Below are 13,269 nucleotides of genomic sequence, written 5' to 3'. Positions count from 1 at the left end.
GATTACTTAACGCCGTGCAGTGTAAGCACGTCATTAATATATTTTTTACAGTGGCTTTTAGCTTGGGCGAATCTTGCTTTATTAGTGCGACTTAAGGCACAGCGTAACCAAAAGCCATCAATGAGTGCGGCGGTAACCTCAGCCGCTTCTTTGGCGTTTTGCGGATCTAATAGTTGTTTAAAGCTATAACGTAAATTACTGACCAGACGACGTTTATTAAGCTCTTGCAAGCGATAGAGCTTAGGGTCATGCATTGATCTGCCCCAAAAGCTCAACCAAGTCTTAGTACTTGAATCAGCTTGTTGAACATCGGAAAAGTTTAAATCAACAATTTTCATTAAACGTTCATAAGGACTATCTGGCGAATGCTCCATTTTAAGTTGGGAAAGCAGATAACGAACAGAGGCCTCAATAAGCGCTTGTTTGCTGCCAAAATAATGGCTGATAATACCTGATGACATGCCAGCACGGCGGGAGATCAGATTAATGGTCGCGCCACCGAGGCCGACTTCTGCCACAACTTCTATGGTGGCATCAATTAATTGCTGCCGACGCATGGGTTCCATTCCTACTTTAGGCATGTTTTTCCTACACTGTTGATATTTTTAATAAGGTTCAAGGGTCGACAGTCGAAAACGATGTTCGTTAACTACCTCACCTCTTTCATCGTACAGACCTAATGTGACAAGAGGATCATCTTTTTCCCAATCCACATTTAATCCACCATAGTTTACGGTATTGGTAAACGCGCCGATACGATGCTTGTTTGGACTAACGTTTTTCCATTCTTGAGTCAAACCTGATGAGGTGACTTCCCATAAGGGATAATCTAAGTCCTCAGCATAATAACTGACCTCACCCCAGTGGGTATCGCCACTTATTAGCACCAGTCCATTGACCTTATGTTTTTTTATCAAGGTCAGTAAACGTTGGCGATCAGCAGGAAAGTTAGCCCAAGATTCCCAACCAGTAAAGTCTGCTAGAAACTGCAGGCTTGACCCTATTACTTTTATGCGGGCGGGCTTTTGTAACTCAGCTTCTAGCCAAAGCCATTGTTTCTCACCAATCATGCTTGCGTTTGGATCGCTATGTGCTTTGTAGGGACCCATGTTTTTCGGTTTACGCACTTTGCTATAGTCGCTGCGTGATACATGGTCTATCGCATCGCGGTTCCAGCGCAGATCCGGTAAAATTACATGGATGCTTTTTTCACCTTGACCGTAAGTGTAAGAGGTATAAATGCCATCTTCACGGCTACGGCGCGGCGAGTCTTGCGGTTCTTCCCAGAAATTAAGCATGATTTCACGAGAGGCTTCTTTTTGCGGATACTCTTTACCCGCATCGTTTGCGCCAAAATCGTGATCGTCCCAGATAGCGATTAATTGAGCCTGCTCTTTTAGTTGTTTAAAACCAGGTTTAGCACCTAGTTTTTGGTATTTACTCTGCAGAGACGCCATGTCTTCTGTGTCGCCATAGATATTGTCCCCCAGAAAAATAAAAATTTCGGGTTGAGCCTTAATTATGGCGTTGAAAATCGGAATATCTTTATCTTGGTGGGAGCATGAACCAAATAAAATACGACTTGGTGCATTGGCACATACCAAGCCGGTAAACAATAAAGTAGAAAACGCTAATAATCTCAACATGCCTATTTATTGCCTTTTTTGCTAATGATTAGATTAGCCACAGACAATGTAATTGCCTGTGGCTACGAGCTGCTATTACATGACAAATTTAGCGTTGAGCGCTGCTATGCGCGGCGCACCAATCCAACCTGCGTTTGGCGCAATTGAACCCAGATACTTTTCGTCAAAGACATTGTTGACGGTAAAGCTAAGTTCAATACTGTCGATGGCTCCACCAATTTCATAGGCTGTTTTACCAACATATAAATCACTCACTATATAAGAGTCGCTTTCTTGTGTATTAGCTTGGTCTAGGTAACGTTTACCGACGTATTTAGTACTAAAACCAGCATAAAAATCACCTTTGGTATAATCAAAACTAAGCACTGCCATATCTTGCGCGCTGCCTAGTACGGTATTACCGCGGAAATCGACGTCTGTATAAGTTGAGTCATTTTTAGTATATGAAACGTAAATACCGAAATTTTCGTTAACGTTATAATCTATCGATGCTTCAATTCCATCAGATTCAATACCACCGTCGTTAACAAATCCACCTGCTGCCGACTCTAAAAAGTCAATGCCATCAACGTCTTCATTACTGATAAATGTGATGCGGTTATCAAACTTGATTGTGTAGTAAGTAACACTGGCTTTAAAATCACGGCTTGAATAACGCAGACCAAGGTCAATGTTATCTGCGGTTTCAGGCTCAACTAAACTCAGGTCTGTATCATCACGTTCTAATACCGCATCTTTGATGGCGGCAAAGTTTTCTGCATAGCCACCAAAAACTTCTAAGCCATCTAAGGGTAAAGGAGCAACAAAACCGGCTGATAATAAAAAGTCAGAGTCAGATGACACAGTCAAATCATTGGCAGGGGTAAACTGGTCTTGTTTTTGTACTTCAACATTAAACTTTTTGGCACCCAGACGGAATTTTGCAAAACCAGCATCGATTTCGTCTTCAAGGTAATAAAACAATGTTTCTACCGGAAATTCACGATCATATTGAATCCAGTAAGGATTGTTTTCTGCACGTGGGCCAGATGCTGCATCAATGGTTTTATGCCATTCACGGTATTCATCGCGCTGGTAATCTTCATACCAGAAACCACCGCGTACGGTATTTGCCATATCCGCGATGGTGGTATTCCAAATAAAGTCTGCATTGGCACCATAACGTTTTTTATTATAATGGGTATGACGATTTGAACTGACCGGCATAGCACCTTGCTCATAACAACCCGGGTCAATTGCAGCACCGCCGCCGCCATAAGGGAAACCAATCGAGCTGGCACAACCATCAATGGGTGAAAGTGAGTTACCTGCGCGGTCAACAAAATAAATCAGACCTTGTGATGCGCCACCATAGGCAGTAGTTGATGAGTCTAGTTCAGAGTGCGGATTACCTGCACCGTCATCGGTTACATCGGCCATGTAGTAGGGGATCCATTTACCGGCACCTTCATTTTGGTGATAATAAACGTTGGTACTTACATCAACCTCACCTAGTTTGAAATCAGCTTTAAGATAACCGAAAAGGTTCTCACGCTCAGTCACCCAGCCTTCACGCCAGACTTGATCCTGATAGGGAACCCCTGTCCAATCTTCGTTTAGGCCATCCCAGTCGGGATTTTGTTCATATTGTGCTAAACCGTAAACCCGCTGATAAGTATATTCTTCAGCATCGTCATAACTGAAGTAAGCGGTTAAATCGACTTCTCCGACCCGGCTGATTAACTTACCTTCAGCATGATCTCGTGTATTGGTAACGGCACCGTCCATGTAGTCATCGTTCTGTTGGCTTGATATAGAAAACCACGCAAACGTATCTTCAGCGATTTGGCCAGTATCATAGCGCAGGTACACTTTCTTGGCGTTGTACTCTGCTAATGTAGTGCTTACGGTGAATTTTTCGTCGAATGCGGGCATGATGGTGGTGAAGTCCATCGTACCGCCTAAGGCTTCATTTGAACGAGATTTTATATCGGAGGTGCCCTGAGACACTTCTATGCCGCGCAAGTTTTCGGTATCAATATATCGGCTAGCTTTAGTACCGCCGCCGTAATTTGAATTACCGTTAGCAATCCCATCAACAGTCATACCAATTTGCTGAGCTGCTAAGTCTAACTGGAAACCCCGAATAGTAATGCTTGTTGACCATTCGTCAGAGCCAAAAGGGTCGCCCTCGTTTACTAGGACTCCAGGCAGGTTATCAATCAAGGCTAAGGCACTGGTCATTGCCGTTTGTTGTTTTTTCATGTCACTTGAGGTGGCGTTATTGGCATAAGAAACACTGCGTCCGGTGACGACAATGGATTCCATTTGTTCTTTTTCTTTTTGTTTTTCGGCTTGTTGGTCTTGGTTTTCTTGCGCCATTGCTGGCAGGCTGGTAATTGATATCGCAGATAATACAGACAGCGCGATTAGGCTTTGCTTCATAGGCATATAGGTGTTCATAAAAATCCCGTTTAGTATGGTTTAAAGTATTTTGGTGAAGATCCTCAGTATGCGGAGTTAAGGGTTCAGAAGTTGTATTTTAACTGAACAGTCAATTAAAATCAATTTTAGTTAATTGACCGTTCAATTAAAATAAAATCAGGAGATAAATAAGTGGGTCTGAACTTGGTTTGTTAAAGCGTCATTATATTGCCAATTTTTTGGATAAAAAGTGCAGCAGAAAGCCAACTAAGCTTTAGTTATTCTGCGTGAGTGAGACGTGGGTGGAATGCATTAATTAATGCCAAAGTCAGGATGTAGAGCAATGGCAATAAAGCTAATGCGTTTTTCGATTTTGGCAATATACCAAAGAGATGGTTTAAAAGAGCCTTATTAAATTATTAAAGCGCCTATCTTGTGATGCTACTTTTGTTCAAGGTTCAAATGTTTTGTCAGGGTAAATGCACCGCGAATATCACCCAGCGAAAAACCAGTAGCCATGTCGCTTGGATAATATAGATCGAGTTTTTTTTGCACAGCTGGCGCAATAGTACTTCCATGACAAGACAGGCAGAGACCTTCGGTTGGGATGGCTTTCATCAATCTAAACTGATTTTCAGACAGGTTTGTTGTTACTAGACTGCTTATCTCTGCGCCCTGAGCTTTGCGCTGTACAAACTGTTGCATGACTTCACGCTCCCAGTCATTGGGTGCATTATTGCTGTTTCTGCTACGCAGACTCGTTCTGGCGAGCAGCCAACCGTCGTTAGATAATTTTGCGGCAATTTGTGGGGCTTTTTCGTGACAGACTTCAACACCTGCTTGCAATCCACCATTTTGAATGGCGGCACTGAGTTCACCTTTTAGCTCCTGGGCAAATTGAGCAATACGTTGTTTGGCTTGTTGCACTAATTGCTCTTCGGTTTCTGCGCTTAGAGCTGCAGTAGAGGCGAACAATAAACTAAGTGCAAGGGCAAAGAGTGGAGTCACTAGATAAGTGGCTTTTTTCATGGGTATTGCCCTTAATGGATGTTGGTTTCTGCAGTGGTCAGCAGGTTTAATTGCGCCATGATAGGCGTTAAATCAAAGCCTATTTTGGCACTGTCAGCCACAATATCTTTGATCTGACGCTTACCGGCCTGCGCTAGGGCCCACAGATGAACAATACGCGTACCGCTGCGACAAAAGCCGTGTACCTTGAGTGCAGGGTTACTAATGGCAGTATCAAAGCGATTGATAGCCGTGCTTGGATACTCAAGTGACTTAACGGGAATAAATACATAGCGCATTCCCAAGCTTTCTGCTGTTTGTTGATAGTCGTGTGAACTTATTTGCTCAGAGGATTCGCCATCAATACGTGAATTAATAATTACATCAATGCCTTGTTTTTTAAGGGTGACGAGGTCTGCGAGGCTTACGACCCCGGAAAGTGAAAAGCTATCATTAATTATTTTACGTTCCATACTGTCTCCTGCAACTTGTAGCAGTTACGCTTGCCATAGTTGGTAAAGTGAATGAACTAACATAAACAAGCCCAAACCAATAAGCATGATGCCAAAGACTTGTTTGATGCGTTTTTGCGGCAAGCTGCGACTCAATTTAGAACCGACGATCACGCCGCCACTGCCAATCACTATCATGGTGAGTACTACGGGCCAGTTAATCGCAATTTGTGCTTGGTCTAATAAATAAGCATATTTGAAAAAGCCAGTGAATGACTGCAATGCGATGATCACTAAACTGGTAGCGGTAGCTTGTTGCAGGGTTAAACGGGCCAATAGAAACAGGGCAGGTACAATCAGAAAACCGCCGCCTACGCCGACAAAACCAGCGAGTATGCCAACGGCCACACCCACCGCACTGACCCCCACTAAACTACTTGAGGGTTTGGGCTCCATATTAGCGATGGGGCTTTTTAACATCATGCGGCTCGATAGCAGCATGACAATGGAAAATGTCAGTACCTGAACCACGCCTGTGACAAACTGGGCACTCCAAGCGCCAATATAAGTGCCCATCATACTGGGTAAGCCAAACCATAGAATGTAACGCAGATTAATTAGTTTGGACTTCGCCAAAAGTAAACTACCTACTGTGGCAATACTACCGACAATGAGCAAAGATTCAGCAATGGCTAACTTTTCTGTTTCACCTACTACATAAAGCAGCAAGGGCATGGTAATAATGGAGCCGCCTGAGCCGAGTAAACCTAAGCTCAAGCCTATTATCACCGCGCCAATAATAACTAATACATTCAAAATAATGCCTCGCTACAGCAGGTTGAGGGGAATTTTCAAATAACGTTGTCCGTTTGCTTCAGCGGGCGGCAGTTCACCACCTCGAATATTGATTTGAATCGCTGGCAGCAATAACTTAGGCACATCTAAACCGGCATCGCGAGTTTCTCGCATGGTCACAAAGTCTTGTTGGCTGATGCCTTCATGCACATGAATATTATGGCGTTTTTGCTCAAGCACTGATGTTTCCCAGACAAATTCACTGCGCCCTTTGGGCAGATAATCATGGCCAACAAAAATACGGGTGGTGCCGGGGCATGCCAGAAGCTTTTGGATAGACTGATAGAGTCGATGAGCGCTGCCATCGGGAAAATCTGTACGGGCGGTGCCGTAGTCAGGCATAAACAAGGTATCACCAACAAAGGCGCAATCTTCAACCAGATATGAAACACAGGCTGGGGTATGGCCAGGCGTGTGCATAACACGCACATCTAAATGGCCTAATCGAAATTTTTCGTCATCGCTAAATAAGTGGTCAAACTGATGGCCGTCAGTGACAAACTCATCTTGCAGATTAAAGAGTTTTTTAAAGGTCGATTGCACACGCACGATGTGTTCGCCAATACCAATACTGCCACCCAATTTTGCTTTTAAATACGGTGCGGCGGTTAAATGGTCGGCATGGGCGTGGGTTTCTAGGATCCATTCGACTTTATAGCCAAATTTGTCAATGTGACTGACAATTTTGTCAGCAGACTCAGTTGAAGTGCGGCCAGAATTGGCTTGGTAATCGAGCACGGGATCAATGATCGCACAAAGGCCTGTGGCCACGTCTACAGCGATGTAGGTGACAGTATTTGTTCCATTGTCAAAAAAGGCATCTACCTTGATTTTGCTCATATTATGGTATCCATTAGCAAAGGTTAATCATAACAAGGCAAAAAGCCTGCCAACTGATCTTGAGCTTATACGACATCTTATTATGAGGGTTGCTATAAGAGCAGTTCGCTGGTTTTATGCGAGTCTTTTGTTGAATGGGCAGGCCAAAACGCTGGTCGTTCATACATCAGTAAAACAATGCATTTATCTTGCAGCCAAGGTTGTAGTTTAGTCTAAATATTGTCGGCAATAATAAGGTAGTCGTAATCTATGGTTTGATTATCGCTGGTGATCAGTTGATTGTTTTTTGCATCAATTTTATCAACCCGAGCACAAATAAAGCCGATCTTCTTTTTAGACAAATACTTTTCAATGGGCAAAGTAATCGCATCGGGTTCGCGCCAGCCAACAGCTACCCAGGGGTTTGAAGGCACAAACCTAAACATGGGACGTTCATTCACCATTACCACTTCATGCTCTTTACCAAGGGCTTCTTTGGTTTCATATGCGGCGGGCATGCTACCGGTTCCTGCTCCTAACACTACAACTTTGGCCATGGGTATTCCCCACTGTGGGGTATCAAAGCAATGTAAGTATTTAACTGAAACATTGCGCTAGTATGTAAATACCTTGTTAAAAATAAGCGTGCCATTCTGATTTTATTATTTAAAATCATTAGCTTAGGTAAATATATTAAATTGATAATTTGTATTGCGGAATACTTCATGTCATTTATGGCAAATAGTGCTGTAATAAATGACATTTTTGACAGTGATGTCGCAGATATTAACTCAAACTACTATCGGGGAAGCTAATGAATACCTCAGTTGTGCAATCTATGATCAACGCTATTGATAAACCCACCATATTTATCACCCCAGATTATGTGATCAAAGCGGTTAATCAAGCCTACTTAGATACCTATGATGTTGATGTTAAAGTGGGCCACAGCAAATGTTTTGAAATATCCCATCAGAACCCCTCACCTTGCGATAAACACGGCGAAGCCTGTCCTTTACAAGAATGTGCGAGTACTCATCGAGCTGCCAGCGTGGTTCATATTCACGCTACCGGTAAGGGTAAGTCATATTGCGATATACTGATGAGACCGGTGCAAGATGAGGATGGTATAACCATTGGCTTTTTAGAAATACTCAACAAAATTGATTACGCTGCAGCCGAATCAAAACAACATAAAATGATCGGTAAGTCCTCAGTATTTAAATCAATGTTAAACCAAATTAATCGGGCGGCACAATCGAATATAGCCGTGTTATTGCAAGGTGAAACGGGTACCGGTAAAGAGTTAGTCGCCCAAGCCGTGCATCAAGCGAGTAAGCGCAACGACAAACCTTTTGTAGTAATTGAATGCACCGGTTTAAGTGAAAACTTATTTGAAAGTGAACTTTTTGGCCATGAAAAAGGAGCCTTTACAGGGGCGACCACAAGTAAAAAAGGACTAATTGAGATTGCCCACGGCGGTACGGTCTTTTTCGACGAAATCGGTGATGTGCCCTTAAATATGCAAGTTAAGTTGTTACGTTTATTAGAGACGCAGTCATTCCGCGCAGTAGGGGGCTTAAAACAAAAACACTCAGACTTTCGTTTGGTGTGCGCCACTCATAAGAACCTATTAGAGCTGGTGGATAAAGGTGAATTTCGACGAGATCTGTATTATCGTATTGCCGGGTTTCCCTTGCATTTACCGGCTTTGCGTGACCGTAAAGAAGATATCCCCGGCCTAATTAAGCACTTTTTGAAATACTCTGATTATCAGCATAAAACTTTTTCAGCCGGAGCTATAGCGCGTTTGTGTGAGTGCGCTTTTCCAGGCAATATTCGAGAGCTTAAAAGTGTGATTGAACATGCTGCGCTGCTGGCAAATGACGATGTGGTGCATGCTGGTGATTTGGTGATGCTTAATCCACAAAAACCCAGTGTCTTGCAGACCAATACCTTGATGTCATTAGATCAAGCAGAAGCAGAATATTTACGCACTGTGTGTGATGATTTTCAAGGCACACCAGCAGAATTGGCTGATAAATTAAAAGTAAGTACCCGCACTCTTTACCGAAAATTACAGCAATACGGCCTAAAGTTGACTACCTCAGGCTAGTGTTTAAAGAGGGAGTAGCAAATAATTGAACCTTGTTACTTAAGCTTTTGTCCTGACAAATCTTGGTTATTTAAATTTAATGTTAGCCCAGTTACCTTGCCACTTTTATCCTTCATGTAATCGATGCATCAAGCTGTGCGAACACAAATCGATTACAGTAACTGAGAAAATAGGCAATTTAAACGTGTCGCGAATGAAGCAGATCCTGAACGTCTGGTTATTGCTAATTGAGTTGGTTCATCGAATAACATGGAAATGACTGCAATTGGTCGTGGGTTCAGCAAGTCGGCTAAACATATTCGAGCCAGTCAGTGCCAATTAAATAGTAATAGTATTTTGTGCCTGCTTTTTCTCTGCACTCTCTGTGGTTAACATTTTTTAGCTAATATAGCCAAAAAATAGAGCGATTGTGGCTTAAAAAACTACCTGAATAACGGGTGTTAGTAATACGTTGATAGTCCTTATCCGCACTTTTTATAGTCAGAATGAGGGATTGAGTGATAACTCATGCAGCATAGGCTAATTCATTTTATGGTGTTTATTTTATCGAGCGTTTAGGTGCCATTTCTAAGGTCTGTGGGTGTCATCTTCGACCATCGTTTAAAGGACCTTCTGAAGTTTGCTGCATCACTGAAACCCAACAATGCCGCTATTTCATTAATGGTGAGCTGGGTTCCGCTTAGATATTCATGGGCGAGCTTATGCCTAACTTGATCGAGTATTTGCTGGAACTTATAACCCTCTTTAGCTAAACGCCGCTGTAGAGTGCTCTCGCTCATGTGCAGTTGATTTGCAACCCGCTTACTAGTGGGAAATTCTGTCCCTGACTGTAAAAGTACCTCTTGCACTCGCTCGCTTGTCATTCCTCTGTGCGCATCCCTGGATAATAATCTATCGCACTCTTTTCTAAATATGTCTCTGGCAACGGGGTTGGCGGTTACGATGCTCATATTTAAACCTGCTTCATCAAAACTTAACACACTTCTATTGCTGTTAAATTTTACCTTTGAACCAAATAGTTTTTGATAAGGGGTTTTGTCATAGGGCGGATCATAAGCAAATTCCACATGCACGGATATTCTGCCTTTGGGTATTAAAGTATTGCCGCTGCGCATGATGGCAGCATAAAGAAGTTCAATGTAGAAACGCTCTAAGTCATCGGGTAAATGCGGTGCTTTGATGCGCACCTCAACGCGACTTTCCCGTGACAACATTTTCACATCTAAATTGGGCAATAAGGCTTTGTTATATCGCACCATTAACCTAAGTGCATCGCCGATCGTAGGGCTGGTAATGATTGCGTAGCCAAAAATACCTTGAGATGGAATATCCATGCTCGCACCAACCAATAAACCCAATTGGCGATCCTTGCTCAATTCAATGGCATTGGTTGATATCGCATTAAGTTGTTGAGCCGTCAAATTTAACTCTTTTTCTAGATCAACTTGCTTAATACCTGAATTATTGAACAGCATGTTTACATCAAGATTTCGTGCTTTAAACACATTTATTAGGGTTTTTACATAGTACGAATGCATAAGCGAAATTAAATAATATCAGTGGGTTGATGGTATTTGACACCATTGTTGATGGTATTTAACCCTTTGTTTATTGGTGGGTCAACTATAATCGTTACAGATATTTTGTAAGCGAACGAACACAGAAAGGTAAACCGTATGCCAATATATAAAGCACCTTTAAGAGACATTAAATTTTTAATGAGAGATGTATTAGATTACTTTCCTCATTATGAATCGTTAGCAAACGGCGCAGATGCAAGCCCAGAGATGGTTGACGCTATATTAGAAAGTATTGCCACCCTAAGTGAAAAAGTATTAGCACCACTTAATTTATCGGGTGACAAAGAAGGCTGTCATTTTAATGAAGGTGAAGTCACGACACCTAAGGGTTTTAAAGAGGCTTACAAAGAGTTTATTGCTGGTGGTTGGCAAGGTTTATCTTTCCCTGAAGAGTTCGGTGGTCAAAACCTACCCACGTCGATAAATCTTATAAAAGCAGAGATCATCGGCAGTGCTAACTGGTCTTTTGCAATGTACCCAGGTTTAAGCATGGGTTGCATCAATACCATCTTAGAATATGGCTCTGAGCTACAGAAAAAACAATTTATGGCGCCCTTAGTAAGCGGTGAATGGAGTGGCACCATGTGCCTTACTGAACCTCAATGTGGAACCGATCTCGCGCAAGTAAAAACTAAAGCCGAACTGAACGAAGAAGATGGCAGTTATCGATTGACCGGAACTAAGATATTTATCTCGGCGGGTGAGCATGATTTAACCGACAATATTATTCATATTGTGTTGGCGCGCATTCCTGGTGCACCAAAAGGCACCAGAGGCATTTCATTATTTATCGTTCCAAAGGTGAACATTGGCAATGATGGTGAGTTAACCACAAGGAATTCTGTATCTTGTGGTTCAATAGAACACAAGATGGGTATTCGCGCTTCAGCAACCGCAGTGCTCAATTTTGATGGTGCGACAGGCTACTTAATCGGCAAAGAAAATGAAGGTTTACAAGCGATGTTCACTTTTATGAATACCGCCAGAATCGGCACCGCGCTGCAGGGAGTTTGTCATGCTGAAGCATCATTCCAGGGTTCACTCGCTTATGCCAAGGACCGTCAGTCTATGCGTGCTTTATCGGGCAAAAAACAACCTGATTCTGTTGCCGATGCGATTATCTGGCACCCAGACGTGCGTAAGATGTTACTAACTCAACGTGCTATCGCGGAAGGTGGTAGGGCAATGATTTTTCATGCCGCAAAAATTGCGGATAAAATGTTTAATGCGACTGTTGCTGGTGATGCAAAAAAACAGCAAGCCTATGATGATGAATTAGGTTTTTATACTCCCATCCTTAAAGGGTTTATCACTGAGCTAGGGCTAGAGTCGGCAAACTTAGGTATGCAGGTATTTGGTGGACATGGTTACATTCATGAACATGGAATGGAACAAATCGCCCGTGATGCCAGAATAGCGACTCTTTACGAAGGTACAACGGGCATACAAAGCTTAGATTTATTAGGGCGTAAAGTATTGATGTCAAACAAAGGGCAATCAATTCGGGATTTTAGCAAAGTGATTTTTGCCTTTGCTAAACCACACTTATTCTCACGTAGCCCAGTGGGTAGTATGGCTCGAACTCTATGTAAACGAGCCATAGAGTGGAACATTATGACATTGAGGATTATGGTTGGCGCAGCAAAAGACCGGGAGTTAGTTGGCTCAGCCTCAGTTGATTATCTCATGTACTCTGGCTATGTAATGATGGGGTATTTTTGGGCATTACAAGCTGAAAAATCAGCAACATTAATAAAAAGTGGTAAAGGCGAGGAATCGAATGATTTCTATAAATCAAAAATTCAAACTGCAGAATTCTATTTCGCTCGTTTAATGCCAAGAGCATCAGCACATAAACAGTCAGCATTGGCTTCGACGAAATCTTTAATGCAAATGAACAATGAGCATTTTAATTTTCTGTAGGACATAGAGTGATAACACACTCATATCAGCCATGTAATACAAATTTCATGGCTGATATGTCGAATGAAGCCGCAATTAACGGATCACGAATAACCGTCGGTGGATATTGCTCAAAATATAAGCATGTAGCATAAGCCATTATCCCTATTAAGACAGCCATCATAATAGCCCTATTATGATAGCCCTATTATGACACCCATCATAAACTGGCAAAAAGACAGGTTTGAACTATGCTTTAAAGGTTCAAACAACCACGGATGGTCTGTCATGCCGCAATCACGTCAAAGCCAAATCAGTCTTATTGATACTCCTTATTACCACTGTGTCTCGCGCTGCGTTCGTCACTCTTTTTTGTGTGGCCGAGATACTGTTACCGGCCAAAGCTATGAACACCGCCGCGGCTGGGTAGAGGCGCGTTTATTGTTTTTATCATCCCTCTTCGCTATTGATATTGCAGCCTATGCGGT

Annotated in this window: 11 protein-coding genes and 1 pseudogene; 3 read left to right on the top strand and 9 right to left on the bottom strand. The window is 42.5% G+C overall.

Annotation, left to right across the window (positions count from 1 at the left end):
* Positions 1-2 precede the first annotated feature (2 nt).
* From betI to ABKW31_RS07345, 8 genes are all read right to left on the bottom strand, one after another.
* Complete coding sequence (gene betI / locus ABKW31_RS07380; protein ID WP_348615675.1) at positions 3-581, bottom strand: transcriptional regulator BetI; 579 nt, start codon at positions 579-581, stop codon at positions 3-5.
* Between the two features lie 24 nt (positions 582-605).
* Entirely contained in the window at positions 606-1,646 is a 1,041-nt protein-coding gene (locus ABKW31_RS07375; RefSeq protein WP_348615674.1) for an alkaline phosphatase D family protein, read from the bottom strand.
* Positions 1,647-1,721: 75 nt separating this feature from the next.
* Entirely contained in the window at positions 1,722-4,088 is a 2,367-nt protein-coding gene (locus tag ABKW31_RS07370; RefSeq protein ID WP_348615673.1) for a TonB-dependent receptor, read from the bottom strand.
* A 402-nt stretch (positions 4,089-4,490) separates the two neighbouring features.
* Positions 4,491-5,078: a DUF3365 domain-containing protein gene (locus ABKW31_RS07365; protein ID WP_348615672.1), complete on the bottom strand. Its 588-nt coding sequence runs from the start codon at positions 5,076-5,078 to the stop codon at positions 4,491-4,493.
* Positions 5,079-5,089: 11 nt separating this feature from the next.
* Positions 5,090-5,530 (bottom strand): TIGR01244 family sulfur transferase, encoded by a 441-nt coding sequence (locus tag ABKW31_RS07360; RefSeq protein ID WP_348615671.1) that lies wholly within the window; start codon positions 5,528-5,530, stop codon positions 5,090-5,092.
* Positions 5,531-5,554: 24 nt separating this feature from the next.
* On the bottom strand, positions 5,555-6,325 hold the full coding sequence (locus tag ABKW31_RS07355) for a sulfite exporter TauE/SafE family protein (protein WP_348615669.1): 771 nt from the start codon (positions 6,323-6,325) through the stop codon (positions 5,555-5,557).
* A 12-nt stretch (positions 6,326-6,337) separates the two neighbouring features.
* Complete coding sequence (locus tag ABKW31_RS07350) at positions 6,338-7,204, bottom strand: MBL fold metallo-hydrolase (RefSeq protein WP_348615668.1); 867 nt, start codon at positions 7,202-7,204, stop codon at positions 6,338-6,340.
* A gap of 212 nt (positions 7,205-7,416) precedes the next feature.
* The gene (locus ABKW31_RS07345; protein ID WP_348615667.1) at positions 7,417-7,740 is read right to left on the bottom strand and encodes an FAD-dependent oxidoreductase; all 324 of its coding nucleotides are present in this window, start codon (positions 7,738-7,740) and stop codon (positions 7,417-7,419) included.
* Positions 7,741-7,997: 257 nt separating this feature from the next.
* Between ABKW31_RS07345 and ABKW31_RS07340 the strand changes: the two genes are divergently transcribed.
* Positions 7,998-9,299, top strand: a complete 1,302-nt coding sequence (locus tag ABKW31_RS07340) for a sigma-54-dependent Fis family transcriptional regulator (RefSeq protein WP_348615666.1) — start codon at positions 7,998-8,000, stop codon at positions 9,297-9,299.
* 554 nt (positions 9,300-9,853) lie between these two features.
* Here the strand turns inward: ABKW31_RS07340 and ABKW31_RS07335 are convergent.
* Positions 9,854-10,774 carry an AraC family transcriptional regulator gene (locus tag ABKW31_RS07335; protein ID WP_348615665.1) on the bottom strand — a complete coding sequence of 307 codons (921 nt, stop codon included), beginning with the start codon at positions 10,772-10,774 and terminating at the stop codon, positions 9,854-9,856.
* A gap of 201 nt (positions 10,775-10,975) precedes the next feature.
* Between ABKW31_RS07335 and ABKW31_RS07330 the strand changes: the two genes are divergently transcribed.
* Together ABKW31_RS07330 and ABKW31_RS07325 are read left to right on the top strand one after the other, a co-directional pair.
* The gene (locus ABKW31_RS07330; RefSeq protein ID WP_348615664.1) at positions 10,976-12,802 is read left to right on the top strand and encodes an acyl-CoA dehydrogenase C-terminal domain-containing protein; all 1,827 of its coding nucleotides are present in this window, start codon (positions 10,976-10,978) and stop codon (positions 12,800-12,802) included.
* A gap of 267 nt (positions 12,803-13,069) precedes the next feature.
* Positions 13,070-13,269: pseudogene (locus ABKW31_RS07325) on the top strand (transposase); the annotation flags it as partial.

The sequence above is a fragment of the Paraglaciecola sp. 25GB23A genome (assembly GCF_040012495.1).
Classification (GTDB): Bacteria; Pseudomonadota; Gammaproteobacteria; order Enterobacterales; family Alteromonadaceae; genus Paraglaciecola.
Note: the sequence above shows the minus strand (reverse complement) of the source record. Positions and strands in the feature narration are given on the sequence as shown.